Source organism: Trinickia camelliae (assembly GCF_053525655.1).
In genome coordinates this window covers 125,052-144,769 of sequence record NZ_JBCHAA010000018.1, presented here as the reverse complement: position 1 = coordinate 144,769, position 19,718 = coordinate 125,052, and the positions used below count along the sequence as shown (strand labels likewise).

Here is a 19,718-nt window from a genome sequence, read left to right as displayed (position 1 = left end):
GAGTGTGGAATGGACCGTTTCGCCAGCATGACTGCCTTTGTCAAGACGGCAGAGGCCGGCTCTTTCGCCGCGGCCGCCGCTGTTCTGGGTCTGTCGCCTCAGATGATCGCCAAGCACGTAACGTGGCTGGAAACACGCCTTGGTACGCGGCTGCTCAACCGAACCACGCGTCGCCAGAGCCTCACGGAACTCGGCCAGGTCTATTACGATCGCTGCAAGCTGGTTCTGGCCGACGTCGATTGGGCGGACTCTCTTGCCGACGAGGCGCAAGGTGCGCCTCGCGGGCGCTTGCGGGTCAATGCGCCCGTGTCCTTTGGGACCTATAGTCTGATGCCCGTCATCACACGCTATCTGAAGCAGCATCCCGGAGTAGAGGTCGATCTTGTGCTGAGCGACCGCTTTGTCGACCTCGTCGAGGAGCAGTTCGAAGCGGTATTTCGTATCGGTCCGCTGGCGGACTCCAGTTTGATGGCCCGCGAGTTAGCGCCATTTCGTCTTGTTGCATGTGCATCACCTGAATACCTTCGGGAACGAGGTGTGCCTGCAACACCCCTCGATCTCGATACTCACGAGTGCCTGGCCTACGCGTCCAGTTCCGGACCCACCCCCAACGACTGGCACTTTGTGCGTGGCGAAGAAACCTATAAGGCGAGTGCCAAACACCGCCTGCGGGTAAATGACGCCAAGGCGCTCCTTACCGCGGCGTTGGAAGGTTTCGGCATCGCTTTTATCGCTGAGGACCTCGCGCGCGAGGGCTTGCGTTCTGGCCGCCTGATCAAGGTGCTGCCGGACTACGACACCCCGTCGCGTCCAATTCACTTGATCTATCACCCGGATCGTCGTCAAACGCCCAAACTCAAAAGCTTCATTGCCGCGATGGTCAGCGAGTTAAGTTGACGATTCGCAGACTGGACCGTGGTCACGAAGACATGCGCAAGAGCTTCAGAAATGCCGATAACACTGGCGATACCTGCTTGCGGGACGGGTAATACAGAAAGAACCCCGGGAAGGGCGCCGTCCAATCCTCCAGCAGTCTGAGCAACCGGCCTGATTTCAGCAGCTCTGCCGCTTCATGCTCCAGCACATAAGCAACGCCGAGCCCCTCCGTCGCGGCGTCGAGCATCATGTCCGGATCGTTGAAGGTCAGCGGCCCGTCTACGCCGACTTTCAGCGCCCGGCCATTTTGTTCGAACTCCCAAGCATAGAGCGTCTGAGCGGTTTCCATCCGGTAGTTGATGCAGCGGTGCTGCGACAGGTCTTCCGGGGTGCTCGGCGCAGGATGCCGCGCCAGATAATCCGGCGACGCTACCACGGCCATCCGCAGCTCCCGACCGACGCGCAATGCGACCATGTCCTGCTGCAGCTTTTCCCCTAGCCGTATGCCTGCGTCGAAGCCATCGGTGATGATGTCGCGAAAGCGGAAATCGACGATCACTTCGACCGTCGCCTCAGGGTATGCCGAGCAGAATTGCGGCAGCACCGGCCGGATCGCAGCCTCGTAAGCCTGTCGCGTCGCGGTGATGCGCAGCGTACCGGACACGCTGTCGCGTGCGTGACCCAGGCGGGTCAACGTGTCGTCGATCGCCTTCAGCGCGGGCTCCAGCCTCTGCAACAGCTGCTCGCCCGCTTCCGTGGTTGCCACGCTGCGGCTCGTGCGCCGCAGCAGCACGATCCCGAGCCGCTGCTCGAGCCGCTTGATCGTGTAACTCAGCATCGAGTTCGACACGCCAAGATCGGCCGCCGCGCGCGTGAAGCTGCGCGTGCGTGCAACGTGGGCGAAGGCGGACAGATCGTCGAGGCTTCGTTGCGCGATCATTCGATTGGATTGCATGACTCATGCGAATTGTGCGGGATGATCGAAAGAATAGTCGCCCCTACCATAAGGTCAAGGCGTTGCCGTAACGCCTGGCCCCTCGTCGATGCGCGGAACGACAAGGGACGAACGAAACGGGAGATGAAAGCATGATTACGAAGGACGCAGTCTGGCTCATCACGGGATGTTCGAAAGGACTCGGACGGGCGTTGGCGCTACAGGTGCTGAAGGCGGGGTATCGCGTCGTCGTCGGTGCTCGGGATCCGTCGAGCCTCGCGGCGATCGTCCGCGAGCATGGCGAGCGCGTTGCCGCTGTGCAGCTCGACGTCACGCGGCCCGATGAGGCGGAGGCGGCCGTCGCGGCTGCGCAGGCTCGCTTCGGTGCGGTGGACGTTCTCGTCAACAACGCGGGCTACGGCTATCTCGGCGCGATCGAGGAGGGCGATGACGCCGAAGTCAGAGCCATGTTCGAAACCAACGTCTACGGCACGTGGAACATGATCAAGGCGGCATTGCCCGGCATGCGGGAGCGTGGCCGCGGACACATCGTCAACGTGAGCTCGATTGGCGGCCTGACCACGTTTCCGGGCGTGGGCTTCTATCACATGACAAAGTTCGCGGTGGAAGGGCTCTCCGAGACGCTCGCCAAGGAAACGGCGCCGTTGGGCATCGGCGTGACGATCGTCGAGCCGGGTGCGTTCCGCACCGACTTCCGTGGCGAATCGATGAAGCAGTCGAAAGCGCGTCTGCCTGCGTATGAGCAGACGGCCGGCAAAGCGCGCGATGGTGTGCTCGCCGGGCACGGCAAGCAGCGCGGCGACCCGGTGCGGGCGGGAAAGGCGATCATCGCCGCACTGGAATCGGATCAATCACCCATGCATCTCGTGCTCGGCGGCGACGCGCTCGATCTGGTGCGCGCAAAACTGGTGGATCTCGAGCGCGATCTCGACAGATGGGAACCCGTGACGCGGGGAACTGATTTGCAGGAAAGCGGGAGCCCGTGAAGCGGCACCGTGCGCGCAGGCGCGCGCCACGCGATTCCGCGCTCTGACCTTCAGCGTGGAAAGGTCCAACTCGGCGATGCGCTTCACGCCTTTCTATTACCTGCGATGTAATTGGCGGGGTTACGCCACGTCACTAATCTTCGGTTGTCGTGTGAACACTCCTGAAACACGCGCTAACTCTCTTGAGGAAGAATCATGGCTAACTTTCCCGTTTATACGCTCGAGTCCGCACCGGAAGCTTCCAAGCCCGCACTGAAGGGACTCTTCGAGGCATTTGGCATGCTCCCCAACCTCGTCGGCGCGATTGCCGGCTCGCCGAAGCTGATCAATGGCCTGGTCGGTGTATTCCAGCAAGCTCACGGTGGCAGCTTTACGGAGGCACAGGTCCAGACCTTGCTGCTGACAAACGCCGTCACAAACGGCAGCGCCTGGCCGGTCGCTTTTCACAGCTTCCTTGCGCTTAAGGAAGGTCTCAGCGAGGCGGACGTTCAGGCAATCCGCGCACGCCGCTTGCCGCAGGACCCCAAGCTCGCTGCGCTTTCACACCTCGCTCGCACGCTGATCGACAAGCGTGGCCGCCTCGACGATCAAGATGTTGCTTCGTTCACGGCGGCAGGTTTCGACCAGGTGCTGGTGCTCGAAGTGGTTTTGGTCGTCGCCGCATCGACCATGACGAACTATGCCGCCAGCGTCGCCAACCCGCCGCTCGAGGAGATGTTCCAGCAGTACGCCTGGCAGGCGTGAGAAGGCAGGCTTGAATCCGTATGACGTGCTTGAAGACCCGGAAACTGATTGACCTCGCCTAACCGTTTCTGGAGCGCTGTTCAGCCTCTTTCCCTTCTTGGGGAAGGGGCTTTTCGCTGAAAGCTCGCCTGCATGAATGTGAAGCAAGCGCGGAATAGTGGCGCCGACAAAGTGTTCTGTTGATGCAATCCGGCTCAAGTCTGATCGGCCTTGTCGTAACCCTCGTGGCAAGGTCAAGGCCGTGATGGTCTGGCACGGCTCATTGATCCACTGCAACCTGCCGGTTCGGCCGGTTCGGCCGGCTTACGGAGATAACGATGCAAGAAACGAGAACGCCAACGCCCCCGAGTAAGCTGGCGCATTTTGTCGTGCGCACGTCACGCTATCAGGAGGTCGTCGACTTCTACAAAGCCCTGCTTTGTGCGCATTCAGCTTTTTCCAACGAAGTCCTGAACTTTCTCACCTACGACGAGGAACATCACCGGATTGCGGTGCTGAACCTTCCGGGACTTCAGGATCAGCAAGCGGGGGTAGCGGGCGTACACCATGTCGCGTTCACTTACGACACGCTGGCCGATCTTATCGCCAACTATGAGCGCGCCAAGCAACACGGAATCGAGCCTGTCTGGTGCACCAATCACGGGCCGACCACTTCCTTCTACTACCGCGATCCGGACGGCAATCAGCTTGAACTCCAGGTCGAAAATTTCGACACGGTGGAGGAGTCCATGGCGTTCCTCTATTCGCCCGAGTTTACCGAGAACCCGATCGGTGTAGACGTCGACCCCGAGGAACTGGCCCACCGCCTCCGTGCCGGTGAGCCGGAAGTGGAGCTGAAGAAACGTCCTCACACTGGCCCACGCGGTTTCGACGCCGACATAAAGATCGTTTAATTGCGTTGTTGAGGATGCGCGGCGGCATTCGGTGCGTCAGTAAGGTGGCCGCTAAAGTTGGCCGCCTTGCTTTCGATCTCAGCCACTCACGACGGATGGCTTTCGTATAGCGCGCCGTTTTCGTTTGCGTGAATTCATCACTTCAGCGATCACCGCGGCAAGACGTTGCGCAGCCGCCTTCATTTGCGCACTGCTGAATCCCCCGAATCCAAGCACCAGGCCGGGCCGCCCTGTTCCCGGCGCGAACATCGGCGATACGGCGCGCACAGCCACTCCAGCGCGGGCGGCTAATTCAACCACCGTGCGGTCGTCCACGCCCTCCGTCAGCCAAAGCACAAGGTGCATGCCCTGATCGCCGGGTTCCAGCCATGCCCAATCCTTGGGGAGCAGCGCTTCGAGCGTTTCTATCAACTGAGCTCGATGCTCGCCATACACGGTTCGAACTCTGCGGATGTGGCGCTCCAGATGGCCCTCTGCCATGAAGGCCGCCAGCACGTGCTGGTCGGCGTTCGGCGGATGGCGGTCCATCAGCACCCGCGCACCACAGAAGGCATCGACCAGCTCATCGGGGACGATCACATAGCCTGCCCGCAACGACGGAAACAGGATCTTGCTGAACGTGCCGAGATAAACCACGCGATCCGGGGCCGATCCCTGCAGCGATGGAAACGGATAGCCCTCGTAGCGTAGTTCGCTGTCGTAGTCGTCTTCCACGACCCACGCGTGGTTGACACGCGCCCAAGCCAGCAGCGCGTTGCGCCGAGCCATGCTCATCGGCATCCCTAACGGATATTGATGCGACGGCGTGACAAACGCAGCCCGGGCATGAGGCGCCAAACGGATTCCGGCCTCGACGTCGATGCCTTCGGCGTCGACCGGTACGCGGACCATCGCATCGCGATGCCCAGTACTCTCGAGGATGGCCGTAATGCCACGATAGGCCGGGTTCTCTACCCAGGCTTGATCGCGCGAACCCAGTAACACCTGGCGCGCGAGATAGAGTCCCTGCTGTGTCCCGCTGGTAACGATGACCTGATCGGGTTCGCAGCGCACCGAGCGCGACTTGCGCACATAGCCGGCAATCGCTTCACGTAGCGGCAGCGCGCCGAGCGGATCGGTGTAACCGGCCGGCGCTCCGGGTCCCTTGGCACGCAGACGGTTGCCGAGCCGGCGCCAGATGTCGGCGGGCGCCGTCAAACCCATCGGTACGGAAATCGCGAATGGTGCCGGAGGCAGCGGCCTGAACTCGCGCGCGATCTGCGCGAACGCCGCGGCGGGCTCGGGCAAGCTGGATCGGGCTGTCCGCCGGGCGGCGGCACTTGCGCGTAGTGCGCTTGCGCGATGTGGTTCGGCCAGCGCTTGTGCGACGCGCGTGCCTGCGCCTCCCTTCGATTCCAGAAAGCCCTCGGCGATCAACTGCTCGTAGGCGTCGACCACCGTGCCGCGCGCCATTTGCAACGATGCCGCAAGCGAGCGCGTGGAAGGCAGCGCATCGCCGGGCTCGATATCGCCTTGGCGCACGGCCTCTCGCAAGGCCTGCGCCAGCTGGCGGCTCAGGCTGCCCGCCGCGCGGTCCAAGGTGCCGAGAGAGGGAATGTCCGCGACCCGGGCCGTTCTCGCCATAATTCTGGTCCAATAAAAAAGGTCTAAACTGGCTCTTCAGGATAAACCAGTTCTGCGCCAGAATGCGTACAGGGGAAGTTCGAAACAGTACCGTTCAACACCTCAACACTTCTTGGAACCAGCATGTACGTACCCGCCCACTTCGATGAGTCTCGCACCGAGATCCTGCACGCGCGCATTGCCGAATATCCATTCGGCACGCTGATCACAAATGGGAAAAGCGGACTGGACGCCAATCACATTCCGTTCGAGCTGGCATCGGGTGAAGGCGACCTGGGCGTGCTGCGCGCGCATGTCGCGCGGGCCAATCCGGTATGGCAGGACGTCGCGAACGGCGACGAGGTGCTCGTGGTCTTTCGGGCAGGCGATGCCTACATCTCCCCAACCTGGTACCCGAGCAAACACGAGTTCCACAAGCAGGTGCCGACCTGGAACTACATCGTCGTCCACGCGTACGGACGCATCACCATTCAGGATGACGAACGGTTTGTGCGAGGCCTCGTTGGCCGGTTGACTCGTACGCACGAGGCTTCGGAAGCCAAGCCCTGGAAGATGGGCGACGCCCCGAGTGACTACATCGATACCCTGCTCAAGTCGATTGTCGGCCTGCAGATCGACATCACGCGACTGGTCGGCAAAACCAAGCTCAGCCAGAACAAGGAAACAAGGGACATACAGGGCGCGGGCGAAGCGCTCAAAGCGCGCGAAAACCATCAGATTGCCGACGCGATGCTCGCTCGAGCGGCGGGGAAACTGGAGTAGGGGTTACGCGAGACGCTCTTAGCATCCGCAATTGCGAAACGAAGACCCAATCCGATGAATATGCACACAAGTGCAAACTCGTAGCGGCGCTGGAAACATACAGGCGCGGCTGCACGCTCCTCCCGATCCGATTTCTCGCTTGACAAAGTTACAGACCTGTTTCTACTATATAGAAACTTACAGGTTAGTCACTTTATGAAGGGCGGCCATGCAAATGGGAGAAGCAGAGACTCTGTCAGGCTCCGAGCGCTATCTGGAAGATTTTGCAGTGGGGCAGACGTTCGGATCAGGGCGGCTGCGCATCAACAAGGAGCGGGTCCTGGCGTTCGCTGCCGAGTTCGATCCGCAGCCCTTCCATCTCGATGAGGCGGCGGCGCGCGACTCGATTTTCGGCGGACTGGCCGCCAGCGGCTGGCACACCGCAGCCGTGACGATGCGGTTGATGATCGAAACCGAACTCAGGCCGGCTGGCGGCTTCATCGGCGCTGGGCTCGACGAGTGCCGCTGGCCCCGGCCAGTGCGTCCCGGTGACGAGTTGCGCGTCGAGTGCGAGGTGCTCGAGGTGCGGCCATCAAAGTCTCGTCCGGAGCAGGGTCTGATCAAGCTCCGAACGACCACGCTGAACCAGGACGACGAGGCCGTGCTGGTGCATGTCGTGAACATGGTCGTGCCGCGCCGCAAGCCGCTGTCGTGTTGACATCGCAAAGCGGCTAATCGCGTCGGGATGGAGGTGAATTTGGACATCGGATTCATCGGCTCTCGGCCGCGGCATGTGTAAGAACCGCTTCCGGCAAATGATCGCGTTCGACTAGGCCAATAATTTCGTCGCAGCGTCGATGAGGTCGCGCTTCAGATCCTTCGATTCCGCTATCAAACCGGTGACGTATGCGCCGTTGATGAGCAGCGCTATCTGTGACGCGGTGCGCTTGGGATCACTGACACCCAGCTTTGCAACGATCGTCGCGAGCCTCGCTCGCAATTCCTCCTTGTTGTTTCGAGCGATAACCCGGCCAGGATGGTCGTCGTCGGGAAACTCCGTCACCAGGTTAAGAAAGGGGCAGCCACGAAAGGCCGGATGCGCAATCCGTTTCGCGATTCCAGATAGCAGCGCGTCCAACAGAGCGCGCGGATCTTCAGCGTGCTTCTCTTCGACGCCATCCCACCACGCCCAGAACGATTGATCTTTCTCGGCGGCGAAGGCGGAGATCAAAGCGTCCTTGGAGTCGAATACGCGATAGAGGCTCGTCTTCGACACCCCGGATTGCTCGACGACCGTGTCGATGCCGATGGCACGGATGCCCTCGCGGTAGAACAGGTCGCTTGCCGTCGCGAGGATGCGCTCGCGTGCGCTCGCTTCGCCCTTGCGCGGGGCTCCTCGCCGAGGTCGTGCTTCTGCTTTCATATCCGCCAACTCCTTTTATTCGGATTTTCTGTTTGACAAAGTAACAGATCTGTACCTAGTATAAAAGTAACTTACAGGTTTGTCACTTTATAGGACTCTATCCATGCGTGTGATCGAAGCGGAAACCTTGTCGGGCTATGGCGGATTGCGGCAGATCGAATTATCCAAGCCGCAACCGGTGAAGGACCGGGTGCTGGTTCGAGTGACGGCCGCCGGCGTCACGCCGCTCGAATACACCGTCCTGTCGGGCGGCCACCCTCGAGCCAAGGCGCCGCTGGTCCTCGGCAACGAGGGGGCCGGTGTCATCGAGGATGCGGGCGATTCAGGACTTGCGGTGGGCAGCCGTGTGATGTTCACCGGACCCTACGGTGTTCGTGAGCATGGCGCGTGGCAAGAATGGTTGCTGGTGAGACCCGATGAGCTGGCGCTCGTGCCCGACACGATCGACGACGTATTCGCGGCCAGCCTTCCAGTGGCCTATCTGACGGCACAGATCACGCTGACGCTGGCCGGATTCAAGCCGGGCATGACGGTGCTGGCGCCCGGGATCGGCGGGTCGGTCGGCAACGCGACCTATCAACTTGCGCGGGCGAAGGGCGCCGGCAAGGTGCTTTCGACGGCCGGCAGCGCGGCGAAAGCCGCCAGGGCGCGCGAGCTTGGTTTCGAGCATGTGGTCGACCTTAGCGCGGAAGGTCTCGCCGACGGCGTTCACCGGATGACGGACGGCAAGGGCGTCGATATCGTCATCGAGAGCATCGGCGGCGCCGTGACGAGTGAGGCGTTGAGCAGCCTGGCTCCCGGTGGCGTCTTGATCACATTGGGCTACTCGGCTGGCCGCAGAACGACGATCGATGTCACGGACCTGATCTGGAAACGCGCGTGGATGGCTGGCTTCTCCCTGTTCGCCCAGTCGCCGGCCACGATCACCACGGCGTGGCGGGACATCATCCCGTTGATCGTAAGCGGATCAGTCAAGCCGATCGTCGAACGGGTCTACCCCCTTGCCGAAGCAGGCGAAGCTCTGCGTCACCTGATAGAGGATCGGCCGTTTGGCAAAGTCGTTTTAGCGATGTGACCGACAAATCAACCGGTAACCACTAAGCCCGCGGTAGTGCGCTAGTAGCACGATGACTAGCGCGCGCCGTGCGCGACGTCGCCGAAAAGCGACGCGTGTTCATGAGGAGGCGCGCGCCAGTATTGCGGCGGCGCGTCGACATGGGCGCCGAGTTTGGCTGCCGCGTGCCAGCCCCAACGCGGGTTGTACAGCATGCCGCGGGCAATCGCGACGAGATCCGCCTGACCGTTCGCCACCACCGCCTCCGCGTGCTCCGCATCGGTGATCAGGCCGACGGACATCGTGTTGACCCCCGTGGCTTCCCTGATGGCCTGCGCGAACGGCACCTGATAGCCAGGACCGACGGTGATTTTCTGCAGCGGCGAGATGCCGCCTGATGAGACAGTCACCCAATCGACGCCGCGCAGGTTGAGCTTGCGGGCGAACGCGATGGTCTGCTCCACGTCCCAGCCGCCTTCGATCCAGTCGGTCGCCGAAACCTTTACGCCCACAGGCTTGTGCGCCGGGATAATCGCGCGGACGATATCGAACACCTCGAGCGGAAAGCGCATGCGGTTTTCCAGTGAGCCACCGTAATTGTCGTCGCGCTGATTGGCGATGGGTGACAGGAATTGATGCAGCAGATAGCCATGCGCGGCGTGCAGTTCAATGCCGTCGACGCCAAGCCGCTGGGCCCGTCTGGCCGATTCAGCGAACGCATGGCGAACGCGTTCCAGTCCAGCCGCATCGAGCGCGACCGGCGCCGCTTCGCCTTCTTTCTGCGGCAACGCGGAAGGCCCATGCGTGACCCATCCACCTTCGGCTACCGGGATCAACTGCCCACCTTCCCAGGGAACGTGACTCGACGCTTTGCGTCCGGCGTGGCCGAGTTGCAGGGTGACGGCGACTTTCGAGTGCTGGCGAATCGCCTCGATGATGGGCTTCAGCGCGGCTTCGGTGGCGTCGTCCCAGAGGCCGAGGTCGCCGGGCGTGATGCGTCCGTCGGCCTCCACAGCGGTTGCCTCGATGGTCAGCATCCCCGCGCCGGACAGCGCCATGCTGCCGAGGTGAATCATGTGCCAGGAATGCGCCTTGCCGTCGATGGCCACGTACTGGCACATCGGCGATACGACGATGCGGTTAGGGAGCGTCACGCCGCGCAGCGTGAACGGAGAAAATAGCGTGCTCATATTTCTTCCTGAAAGTGGGCGAAATGCCGGCAAGGCTCACAGCTTCGAGCCGCCATCGACGTGCAACGTGTCGCCAGTGATCCAACGAGCATCGTCGGAAGCGAGGAACGCGACGGCGGCGCCGATGTCGTCCGGCTCGGCCATGCGCTTGAGCGCCTGGATGCTCAGGGTGAAATCCCGCCCTGCGTCGGTCTTGGCGAAACTGGACATGTCAGTCGGAACCACGCCCGGCGCCACGGCGTTGACCCGGATGCCGCGTTCGCCCAGCGCTGAGGCGAAATGCTTGACCAGGGTGTCGATGGCGCCTTTGGTGGCCGCATAGGCGGCCAGCGTTCCCACGGAGGCGCGTGCAGCGAGCGAGGAGAGCAGCACGACACTGCTGCCCTTGCACATGACCGGAAGCAACTGCTGCACGAGGAAATAGGGCGCACGCACATTCACCGCGAAGAGATCGTCGAAGTCCTCGACCGTGATCTCCTCGATCGTGCCCACTCTCGCGATGCCAGCGTTGGCGACGAGGATGTCCAATCGGCCGCCGATGATGGTGCGAACGTGCGCGGCCAGCGCGTGCGGACCGTCCGGTGCTCGCAGGTCGGCTGCGATCTTCTCGGCTTTCCCGCCTGCTTCGCGGATTTCGGCGACAACCGCCGCCGCTTCCTTTTCTCCGCTGCCGTAGTGGACAAGGACTTGGGCGCCGGCCTTTGCCAGCGCGAGCGCGCTGGCGCGTCCGATGCCGCGTGACGCGCCGGTAACCAGCGCGGTTTTACCCGAAAGATTGGACATGATTCGGATTCCTTCCTGTTGATCGTCAGCTTGGCATGAGCTCAATATCCGTTTGCCAAGAAAGACTACTTAAGAGGGGATAAATCTGTCGGACGCATGATGCGCGACTCCATGCTGAGGAAAATGTCGAGCGCTTTCACTTTGCGGCCGAATTCCTGCCAGCGGCTATCCGCTGCCATCCGGTCTCGACGCTCTAGTCGATCGTCGAGACTCTTATAGGCCCAGATGTGCACGATCTGGCTGATATCGCCGATCTCAGTCGTAAAGAAGCCGATCAGTTCGCCGAGAAACTCCTGCTGAAGCGGCAGGCCTTCGCTCTTGTACAGAGCCAGCCAATCGGCGCCGTGCAGCGGCTTAAACGTATAAGTGCGAATTTCGTAAAGCATCTGAAACCCTCCTTAGGAGGCGGTCTTGCCCCCGTTGACTCTGAGGACTTCGCCCGTCATGAAGCTCGACTTGGGCGAGGCGACGAAGAGGATGGCGTCCGCTATTTCTTCCGGAGTGCCCGCCCGCTTGAGCGGCAAAGCCGCGAGAAAGGCCGCCTTGCGTTCCGCGTTGTCGGTGAGGCGGTTCAGCATCTCGGTCTCGACAGGACCCGGTGCGACGGCATTCACGCGCACCCCGAACGCCGCGGCCTCGATGGCCGCTGACCGGGTGAGTCCTTCCACCGCGTGCTTGCTGGCGGTGTAGAGGGAAAGATTCGCCGCGCCGCGCGCGCCCATCGTCGACGAGATGTTCACGATGCTGCCGCTGCCTTGCGCCGACATGACGCGCAGTTCGTGTTTCATCGCTAGGAGCGTGCCTAGCACGTTGGTGTCGAACACGGCTGCGTAACTCTCGGGCGTTTGTTCCCACAGCACAGCGGGGCTGCCCTCCGTGCCGGCTGCGTTCACTGCCACGTCCAGGCGCCCGAAGCGTGCGACGACGCCGTCGATCAGCTTTCGCACGTCGTCTTCGAAGCGCACATCCGATTGCAGGAACTCGGCTTGAGCGCCCAGTGAACGCAGCGCTTCGGCGAGTTGCTGTCCTTCTTCGATGCGGCGGCCGGAGACGACGACGTTTGCCTTCTCGCGGGCGAAGGCGACGGCGGTCGCGCGGCCGATGCCGGCAAGCGCGCCGGTGATCAGTACAACAGGTTGGTTAGCCATGGGCTTCTCCTTGACGAGCCGACTAAGGGTTGCAGGTGCTCTGCAACGCTTTGTCGGCTCGTACTTGGGATGTGCAGCAAAGCGGTTCTCAAGCGATGGTGCCGCCATCGACTGTGAGGTTGGCACCCGTGATGTAGCTTGCCTCCGGGCCGGCGACGAAGGCCACGAGCGCGGCGATCTCATCGACATGGCCGTACCGCTTTAGCGCCGTATTGGCGATCTGCGGTACCGCCCAGTCGCCTGCGGCGGGGTTCAGGTCGGTATCGATGGGGCCGGGCTGGACGTTGTTGACCGTGATGCCACGTGGCCCGACTTCGCGCGACAGGCCTTGCGTGAACATTTTCACGGCGCCCTTGGTCGCCGAGTAGGCCGCCAGGCCTGGCGTCGTCGCCCGCTCGCCCACGCAGGAGCCGATGTTGACGATGCGGCCTCCGTCCTTCAGGTGCTTGAGTGCGGCTTGGGTGGCGATGAATACGCCGCGCACGTTGAGGTCGAGCATCTGATCCATCTCTTCGAGGGTGGCCTCTTCGAAGGGTTTGGGGATCGCTGTGCCTGCGTTGTTCACCAGAATGTCGAGCCGGCCGAAGGTTTTGACGGTTTGCTCCACCGCGGCGTTGACCGCCTTGGCGTCGGTCGCATTCGCCTGGATCGCGACGGCCTTGCCGCCGGCGGCTTCGATCGCTTTCACGACTTGAGCGGCGGCATCGGCGCCCTTGGTATAGGTGATCGCCACGCTGGCGCCGTCGGCGGCGAGCCGCTTAGCGATGGCCGCGCCGATGCCACGGGATGCGCCGGTGACGAGCGCTGTCTTGTTGGTCAGGTTTGCCATGAGATGTGTCCTCGCAAGTTGGGGAGAGAGTCGAAGCTCAGTTGGAAGACGGCTGTGAAGGGAAAGGCAGGCTTTCGGCCGCGCCGTCGGGCGTCTCGAATGCCGCGTCGAGGAACTGGGTGGCTTGGGCCACGAACAGCTCCGGGTATTGATAGAAAGAGCCGTGATTGGAGTCCGGGTAGACGATCAACTGGGCGTTAGGCAGGTTTTGCTGCAGAACGTAGGAGTTGTGCGTCGGGATGATCACGTCATTGCTTCCCTGCACGACGAGGGTGGGCTGGCGAATGCTCTTCAAGTAATCGAGGACGCCTTCTTGTTGGGCCATGTACTTGCCGATGGCCTCGCCCTGGTGGGCGATGCCTTCCGCGCTCATCTCCGGATCTCGATCCTTGCGCTCCCACTTGCGCTCGAGAAAGGCCAGGCCCGCTGCGCGACTGGAGGCGGTGGGCGAGAAGTGGACGGACAGCCAGAGGTGCTCGGGCGGATCGTAGGTGCCGGAGAAGATCGCTTGCGACTGGCTGGCCGCCATATCGGCACCGCGTGGACCCGTGCCGACCAGGATCACTCGACGTACCAGATCGCCGCCCTGCAAGGCGATTTCCTGAGCGACCATGCCGCCGATGGAAAAGCCCAGAACGTCGACCTTGGAAAGACCCAGCGCCTTGATGAAGACGATCGCATTGGCGCCCATCTCCGGAAAGCTGGTGGGAACAACGCCTGAGCTCGAAGCGACGCCGGCGTTGTTGAAGAGAATGATCTCCCGGGTCTTGGCGAGGCCGTTGGTCACCGCTGGGTCCCAGTAGTCCATGGTCCCCGTGTAGTGCTGGTTGAATACCAGCGGCACGCCGCCCGGCTTGCCGAAGCGGCGATAGGCAAAGCGGATGCCTTTGGCTTCGACATACTGCGTCGGAGCTGTTTGATGGGTATAGGCGGTCATGTTCAAGCTCCTGTGAGGTATAACCGGGACGTATGAGGATGACTGACCCGCAACCGGCTCGAGCGCTGGAAGCACTAGTCATCACGTCGCCACAGGAGGAAATCTAGGCACTTGTGGCAAGATTGAAAAAGACTTTGTAGGCTGGATGGCATACCTCGGAGGCATGGGACCTGAATGGAACTGCGACACCTGCGGTATTTCATTGCCGTTGCCGAGACGGGCAGCTTGACGGAGGCAGCCGAACGGCGGCTGCACACGTCGCAGCCGTCACTGAGCCGGCAGATTCGGGACTTGGAGGATCAGGTCGGGGTCGAGTTGCTGAGTCGCAGCGCGCGCGGTGTGGAGCTGACCCCGGCAGGCAAGGCGTTCTTCGATCACGCACGGCTGGCGCTGACCCAAGTGGAAGCGGCAGTCGAAGCGGCCCGCAGGGCAGCGCAACCTACGAAGCCGCGCTTCGCCCTCGGCTTCCTCACCGGGCAGGAAATGACGTGGCTGCCCGAGGCCATGCACATTCTGTGCGGCGAGTTAGCGAACATCGATGTCACCGTATCCAGCGACTATTCGCCGGACCTCGCCGAAGGACTCGCGCGCGGCAAGCTGGATTTGGCATTCCTGCGAGCCGAACCGGACTTCGATCTCAGCTACCGGGTCGTTGGCCGGGAACCGATCGTGGTGCTCATGCCGAGTGACCATCCGCTGACGTCTCGCGCGGCAATCCGTCCGCAAGACCTCGTTGGCGAACCATTCATCGCGATGGCTAACAAGGCTAGAGTGGCGCGCGCGGTGATCGACGGCTATCTGGACCGCTCAGGCGTTCAGGTCACGCCGGCACAGGGTGTGGACAACCCGGCGATGGTCATGTCGCTGGTCGCCTCGACGCGAGGCCTGGCGCTGATCCCGGCCTATGTCGAGAGCCTGATGCCCTGGTCGGTCGTCAGTCGTCCGCTCGAAGGCGAGGCGCCGACGATCGACCTGGTCATCGGCTACAGCCAGGCCAATACCTCTCCGATTCTCAAGCTGTTCCTTTCGAGAGTGGATGAGCTGATCGCTCGCGTCGCGAAGAAGTCGTCATGAGCGCTGGCTCTTCGCAGTCGATTCATTGCTCGCGAACAGTTCGGCGAGCCAGTCGATGAACACGCGAACCTTCGTGCTCAAGTGCCGGTTCGGCTGATACGCGACGAAAACGGGAACGGAATCCGATACCCAGTCGTGCAGGACGGCTTCGAGCGCGCCGCTTCGAAGGTGGGGTGTGGCGGAAAACGTCAACGCGTGTACGACACCGAGCCCGGCCAGGCTCATGGTCAGACACGCCATGATGTCGTTCGCGGTGAGTCCGCGCCGATTCTGCACTTCCACGCGTTCACGATCCTTCGTTACCACAATCGGAAAGGGCCGGTTGGTTCGCGAAGCGATGGTTCGGATGACGACATGGCCTTGCTCGAGGTCCGACGGATGCGAAGGCCGCCCGCGCTTGTCCCAGTATGCCGGCGTCGCACACAGCATCTGCTTGACGTCGCCGATCTGTCGCGCCACGAGCGATTGATCGAAGATATCCCCCGCGCGCACGACGCAGTCGACGTTCTCTGCAATGAGGTCGACCGGGCGGTCGCTGAGTCCAAACTCGAACTCGATGTCCGGATAACGCTCGACGAATGCCGGTAACGCGGGAAGGATCACGGATAGACCCAACGGCACAGGCAAATCGACACGCAGGCGTCCTCGAGGGCTGCTCTTCGCACGCGACATCGAGCCCTCGAGCTCCGCGAGATCGCTCATCAATTGCAGCGCGCGCTCGTAGTACGCGGCGCCATCCGCTGTCGTCGACACCTTGCGCGTCGTCCGGTTGAGCAGCTTCGTTCCCAGCTCGACTTCGAGCGACGCGATCAGACGGGTGACGGCCGTCTTGGGTAAATCGAGCATCTGCGCAGCTTTGGTGAAGGTTCCGCTCTCGACCACTCGAATGAACGCCTGCATGGCCTGAAACTTGTCCACGATCCGACTCCTCGCTTTCTCCACTGACGTGCATTGTTTCACAGGCGAAATAATGTGGACTCGTAGCAGCGGTTTATCCCTTTGCGCGCCCTCGGTATTGTTCATCCATCGCAATCGTTGACGAACTCGAGGAAAAGGAGGGCTTTATGTCGCTTGCCAAGGCTGTAGTTGTGGGTGTCGGCGCCGAGGATGGTCTTGGGGCGGCGATCAGCCGTTGCTACGCGGCCAACAATCGCCACGTCCTGGTCGCCGGACGCTCGCTCGAGAAAGTGGAGAAGGTTGCTGCCACGATCCGGCGAAACGGTGGCCGCGCGACCGCCTATGCCATCGACACGACGCGGGAAGATGAGGTAATCGGGCTGTTCGACGCCGCAATGACCCACGACGAGAATGGCGCTCCCGCCGACCTGGTCACCTATAACGCCGGCAAGAACCTGAAGATCGACTTTCGGCAGATGGATGCCTCGACGTTCGAGGACTTCTGGCGGATGAACACGCTTGGCGGCTTTCTGGTGGGCCGTGAGGCGGCGCGGCGTTTTGTGCCGCTCGGTCGCGGTTCCGTCTTCTTCACCGGGGCCACGGGGGCGCTGCGCGGCATGCCTGGTTTTGCCCATTTCGCTGCGAGCAAGGCGGGTCTGCGCATGATCTCGCAGAGCATGGCGCGCGAGTTCGGACCGCAGGGTATTCATGTTGCGCACGTCGTCGTCGATGGCGCGATCGACGGCGACCGGGTGCGATCATTGTTCCCTGGCGCCTTCGACCAACTCGGCGAGAACGGCATGCTCAATACCAACGCGATCGCCGAGGCTTATTGGCAGCTCCATCTCCAGCATCCCTCTGCATGGACGCAGGAGTTGGATGTCCGCCCGTTCAAAGAACCGTTCTGATGCTCTGACACTAACCGTGACATGGAGAAAATGATGAAGCTTGTTGGCCCTTGGCTTTCCGGATTTACGCGCCGGACTGCGATCACGATGAAACTGCTCGGCATTCCATTCGAGCATCTCAACCTCAACGCCTACACCGATAAAGACGAGGTGCGTCGCTACAGCCCGATGGGTAAAGTGCCGGCGCTTGTTTTCGATAACGGCGAAACCATGATCGATAGCAGCGCCATCATCGACGTGTTGCACGAGATGGCCGGGCCCGAGAAGGCGCTCATCCCACCGTCCGGCCCGGCGCGTTTCAGGGCGTTGCGGCTCGTGGGAATTGGCATGAACATCTACCCGAAGCTCAGCTTGCTATACGACGAAACCCTTCGCCCGAAAGAGCATCAACTGCAATCGGTGTTCGAGGGCCTCGCCGAACAGGCGATCATCGGGTTGACCTTGCTCGAAAAGGAGACCGGAGACGGCTGGCTCGTGAACGACACGTTCGGCCAGGCCGATATCATGACCGCCATCTGCTATCAGGCAGCGTCCATGTTTGTCCTTCCCGAACACGTCACCGCGAAGAATTTTCCGCGCCTGGCGGCGCTGACCGAGCGCGCAATGAAGATCGACGCCTTCGCATCGACTGTTCCGCACTTCTAATCAGGATTGAGTGCTGCGCGGAGTTGTCACCATGCGAGCGCAACAAGGCACGAGACAGAGCAGCGCAGCCAATCCCCAGAATGCCCCGGGTAATCCGACTCGATTGGCGACGAAGCCGACACCCGCCGGACCCACGAGATTACCGGCATAGCCGGTAATCGTGACCGCCGCGACTGCGAGTGCGGACGGCATCGCGCGTTGCGCGCCCGCTTTGCGGAACAACACCGGTACGACATTGGATGCACCGATGCCGACCAGCAGGAAGCCGGACATCGCGACCACGAAAACCGGCGTCGTCAACAGGATGACGAAACCCACCGTCGCGAGAACGCCGCCCCAGAACATCACAGTGCGATCGCCCAGACGCGCCGTTATCGCGTCGCCACTCAAGCGGCCTACGGTCATCGCGATCGAGAACAGCATATAGCCCACGCCGCCGCGAGCGGCATCCACTAGCCCTTTTCCGGTAATGAGCAAGGCGCTCCAATCGAGCAGCGCGCCTTCGACCAGAAACGTGATGGCGGTGAGCGCGGCCAGCAACAGGACCACACCACGCGGCATGACGAACAGAGGGGCGTCATTTTCCTGGGCGGTGTCGAGCAACCGCGGTCGCGCAGTCGTGATGGCGGCAAACATCAGGACGGCACAGAGCACGGTGCTCGCGAGCGTTCCGATGTGCATGGAAAGTAGAAACGTCATCAACGAGGAGCCGATAAATCCGCCGACACTGAATAACGCGTGAAACCCCGACATCAAATGGCGTGCTTCCATGCGTTCGACTTCGATCGCGTGGATATTCATGGCGACGTCGAGTGAGCCAAGAGCCGCACCGAACGCAAGCAAGGCGATAGCCAGCGTCAGCGGCGTACTGACCACGGTCAGCAACGGCAGGATGACCGCCAGTCCGATCCCTCCAATTGCGATGACGGATTTGCTCCCATATCGCGCGCTGATCGCACCCGTGAATAGCATGGAAATCACCGAGCCGAGGCCGATGCAAAGCAGCAGCATGCCGAGCACGCCGTCATTGGCGCCAAGCCGATGCTTGGCGAATGGCACGAGCGGTGCCCAGCAGGCGACGCCGAATCCGGCCACGAGGAATGCAAGACGAGTGGCAAGCCTGGCTGCCGGTTGATCTGAAGTCATTTCACTCAATATTCCCGGTTGCAGGGGGGCAGGGGCGATATGGCGCCCGCCTATAGGTCATAGGTCGGCAGGCTTGGCCACCAGCACCTTCGGACCCGCCTTGGACAGGGACGCATGCTCCGCACGCGGCAGATCGTGTTCGACGACGATGCATTCGATCGTTCCGATGGCTGTCACCCGATGAGCTGCCCGGGTGGTGAACTTGTCAGTCGTCGCCAGAACCGCGCTGCGCGCGCTGGCAGCAAGGACCGCACGTTTGAACGTCGCGTCGGCGAGACTGAATGCGCTGATACCGCCTTTTGACGAGATGGCGCACGTACCGATGAAGCATCGGTCGATATTCATTTGCGAGACGCTCTGCACAGCACTCGCATCGACGCACCCGCCGACTGCCGGATCGACCGCTCCACCCATCATGATGAGTTGCAGATCGGAGCGGCGAAGCACGGCGGCGGCAATGTCGATGGAGTTGGTGGCCACGATGAGTTCGCTGTCTTCGGGCAGGACTTCAACGAGGGCGAGATTGGTGCTGCCGCTGTCCAAGAACAGGAGCTCGCCTGGCTGGATCAGCGCCACTGCTGCGCGAGCCAATGCCGCTTTCCTTTCACGCGCCTCATCCATCCGAGCCGCCATGGGAGCGGACGCGGGCGTGATGGGCAAGGCGCCTCCGTAGACCCTGCGGCACAGTCCCGCGGCGGCGAGTGCGCGGAGATCGCGGCGGATAGCGTCTTCCGAAATATCGAATTCGACGGCGAGCGTAGCCGCTACAACCGGCTGGCCGTTGGCGAGCCGATGTGCAATCTCGTCGCGTCGTGCGAGGGGGACATTGTCGTTCATGGGCGCATCATACCGTGCACAATCAAGAA

General features: G+C 61.9%; 22 protein-coding genes. 10 read left to right on the top strand and 12 right to left on the bottom strand.

Features of this window, described 5'->3' with window-relative positions:
• Positions 1 to 9 precede the first annotated feature (9 nt).
• On the top strand, positions 10 to 897 hold the full coding sequence (locus AAHK20_RS26830; RefSeq protein WP_449184509.1) for a LysR substrate-binding domain-containing protein: 888 nt from the start codon (positions 10 to 12) through the stop codon (positions 895 to 897).
• Positions 898 to 919: 22 nt separating this feature from the next.
• Here AAHK20_RS26830 and AAHK20_RS26825 read toward each other — a convergent pair whose 3' ends face one another.
• A complete protein-coding gene (locus AAHK20_RS26825) occupies positions 920 to 1,831 on the bottom strand; it encodes a LysR family transcriptional regulator (RefSeq protein ID WP_449184508.1) in 912 nt (303 codons plus the stop codon).
• Between the two features lie 131 nt (positions 1,832 to 1,962).
• Here AAHK20_RS26825 and AAHK20_RS26820 point away from each other — a divergent pair, with 131 nt between their 5' ends.
• The 3 genes from AAHK20_RS26820 to AAHK20_RS26810 all read left to right on the top strand — a co-directional run bounded on the left by AAHK20_RS26820 (position 1,963) and on the right by AAHK20_RS26810 (position 4,454).
• Positions 1,963 to 2,817, top strand: coding sequence for an oxidoreductase (locus tag AAHK20_RS26820; protein ID WP_449184507.1), 855 nt, complete (start codon positions 1,963 to 1,965; stop codon positions 2,815 to 2,817).
• A 195-nt stretch (positions 2,818 to 3,012) separates the two neighbouring features.
• Entirely contained in the window at positions 3,013 to 3,561 is a 549-nt protein-coding gene (locus AAHK20_RS26815) for a carboxymuconolactone decarboxylase family protein (protein ID WP_449184506.1), read from the top strand.
• 317 nt (positions 3,562 to 3,878) lie between these two features.
• Complete coding sequence (locus tag AAHK20_RS26810; RefSeq protein WP_449184505.1) at positions 3,879 to 4,454, top strand: VOC family protein; 576 nt, start codon at positions 3,879 to 3,881, stop codon at positions 4,452 to 4,454.
• A gap of 78 nt (positions 4,455 to 4,532) precedes the next feature.
• On the opposite strand, the gene pdxR is transcribed toward AAHK20_RS26810, so the two are convergent.
• A complete protein-coding gene (pdxR, locus tag AAHK20_RS26805; protein ID WP_449184504.1) occupies positions 4,533 to 6,077 on the bottom strand; it encodes a MocR-like pyridoxine biosynthesis transcription factor PdxR in 1,545 nt (514 codons plus the stop codon).
• A 123-nt stretch (positions 6,078 to 6,200) separates the two neighbouring features.
• Between pdxR and AAHK20_RS26800 the strand changes: the two genes are divergently transcribed.
• Together AAHK20_RS26800 and AAHK20_RS26795 are read left to right on the top strand one after the other, a co-directional pair.
• Entirely contained in the window at positions 6,201 to 6,839 is a 639-nt protein-coding gene (locus AAHK20_RS26800) for an FMN-binding negative transcriptional regulator (protein ID WP_449184503.1), read from the top strand.
• Positions 6,840 to 7,047: 208 nt separating this feature from the next.
• Positions 7,048 to 7,536 (top strand): MaoC family dehydratase, encoded by a 489-nt coding sequence (locus AAHK20_RS26795; RefSeq protein ID WP_449184502.1) that lies wholly within the window; start codon positions 7,048 to 7,050, stop codon positions 7,534 to 7,536.
• Positions 7,537 to 7,647: 111 nt separating this feature from the next.
• Here the strand turns inward: AAHK20_RS26795 and AAHK20_RS26790 are convergent, their stop codons facing one another.
• A complete protein-coding gene (locus AAHK20_RS26790) occupies positions 7,648 to 8,241 on the bottom strand; it encodes a TetR/AcrR family transcriptional regulator (protein ID WP_449184501.1) in 594 nt (197 codons plus the stop codon).
• Between the two features lie 103 nt (positions 8,242 to 8,344).
• Here AAHK20_RS26790 and AAHK20_RS26785 point away from each other — a divergent pair, with 103 nt between their 5' ends.
• Complete coding sequence (locus AAHK20_RS26785; RefSeq protein WP_449184500.1) at positions 8,345 to 9,316, top strand: quinone oxidoreductase family protein; 972 nt, start codon at positions 8,345 to 8,347, stop codon at positions 9,314 to 9,316.
• A 56-nt stretch (positions 9,317 to 9,372) separates the two neighbouring features.
• On the opposite strand, the gene AAHK20_RS26780 is transcribed toward AAHK20_RS26785, so the two are convergent.
• The 6 genes from AAHK20_RS26780 to AAHK20_RS26755 all read right to left on the bottom strand — a co-directional run bounded on the left by AAHK20_RS26780 (position 9,373) and on the right by AAHK20_RS26755 (position 14,182).
• The gene (locus AAHK20_RS26780; protein WP_449184499.1) at positions 9,373 to 10,485 is read right to left on the bottom strand and encodes an NADH:flavin oxidoreductase/NADH oxidase; all 1,113 of its coding nucleotides are present in this window, start codon (positions 10,483 to 10,485) and stop codon (positions 9,373 to 9,375) included.
• Between the two features lie 36 nt (positions 10,486 to 10,521).
• The gene (locus tag AAHK20_RS26775; RefSeq protein WP_449184498.1) at positions 10,522 to 11,268 is read right to left on the bottom strand and encodes an SDR family NAD(P)-dependent oxidoreductase; all 747 of its coding nucleotides are present in this window, start codon (positions 11,266 to 11,268) and stop codon (positions 10,522 to 10,524) included.
• 65 nt (positions 11,269 to 11,333) lie between these two features.
• The gene (locus AAHK20_RS26770; protein WP_449184497.1) at positions 11,334 to 11,654 is read right to left on the bottom strand and encodes an NIPSNAP family protein; all 321 of its coding nucleotides are present in this window, start codon (positions 11,652 to 11,654) and stop codon (positions 11,334 to 11,336) included.
• 12 nt (positions 11,655 to 11,666) lie between these two features.
• Positions 11,667 to 12,416: an SDR family NAD(P)-dependent oxidoreductase gene (locus tag AAHK20_RS26765; protein WP_449184496.1), complete on the bottom strand. Its 750-nt coding sequence runs from the start codon at positions 12,414 to 12,416 to the stop codon at positions 11,667 to 11,669.
• A gap of 88 nt (positions 12,417 to 12,504) precedes the next feature.
• Positions 12,505 to 13,245 (bottom strand): SDR family NAD(P)-dependent oxidoreductase, encoded by a 741-nt coding sequence (locus tag AAHK20_RS26760; protein ID WP_449184495.1) that lies wholly within the window; start codon positions 13,243 to 13,245, stop codon positions 12,505 to 12,507.
• A gap of 37 nt (positions 13,246 to 13,282) precedes the next feature.
• Positions 13,283 to 14,182, bottom strand: a complete 900-nt coding sequence (locus AAHK20_RS26755; protein ID WP_449184494.1) for an alpha/beta fold hydrolase — start codon at positions 14,180 to 14,182, stop codon at positions 13,283 to 13,285.
• Between the two features lie 174 nt (positions 14,183 to 14,356).
• On the opposite strand from AAHK20_RS26755, the gene AAHK20_RS26750 reads away from it, so the two are divergent.
• Positions 14,357 to 15,256, top strand: coding sequence for a LysR family transcriptional regulator (locus AAHK20_RS26750; RefSeq protein WP_449184493.1), 900 nt, complete (start codon positions 14,357 to 14,359; stop codon positions 15,254 to 15,256).
• Here the strand turns inward: AAHK20_RS26750 and AAHK20_RS26745 are convergent.
• Positions 15,251 to 16,174 carry a LysR family transcriptional regulator gene (locus AAHK20_RS26745; protein WP_449184492.1) on the bottom strand — a complete coding sequence of 308 codons (924 nt, stop codon included), beginning with the start codon at positions 16,172 to 16,174 and terminating at the stop codon, positions 15,251 to 15,253. The two genes, AAHK20_RS26750 and AAHK20_RS26745, sit on opposite strands and share 6 nt — an antisense overlap.
• Positions 16,175 to 16,320: 146 nt before the next feature.
• Between AAHK20_RS26745 and AAHK20_RS26740 the strand changes: the two genes are divergently transcribed.
• Positions 16,321 to 17,061: an SDR family NAD(P)-dependent oxidoreductase gene (locus AAHK20_RS26740; protein WP_449184490.1), complete on the top strand. Its 741-nt coding sequence runs from the start codon at positions 16,321 to 16,323 to the stop codon at positions 17,059 to 17,061.
• A 33-nt stretch (positions 17,062 to 17,094) separates the two neighbouring features.
• Positions 17,095 to 17,706 carry a glutathione S-transferase family protein gene (locus tag AAHK20_RS26735; protein ID WP_449184489.1) on the top strand — a complete coding sequence of 204 codons (612 nt, stop codon included), beginning with the start codon at positions 17,095 to 17,097 and terminating at the stop codon, positions 17,704 to 17,706.
• Here the strand turns inward: AAHK20_RS26735 and AAHK20_RS26730 are convergent, their stop codons facing one another.
• Entirely contained in the window at positions 17,707 to 18,852 is a 1,146-nt protein-coding gene (locus tag AAHK20_RS26730) for an MFS transporter (RefSeq protein ID WP_449184488.1), read from the bottom strand.
• 57 nt (positions 18,853 to 18,909) lie between these two features.
• Positions 18,910 to 19,689: a DeoR/GlpR family DNA-binding transcription regulator gene (locus AAHK20_RS26725; protein WP_449184487.1), complete on the bottom strand. Its 780-nt coding sequence runs from the start codon at positions 19,687 to 19,689 to the stop codon at positions 18,910 to 18,912.
• Positions 19,690 to 19,718: the final 29 nt, after the last annotated feature.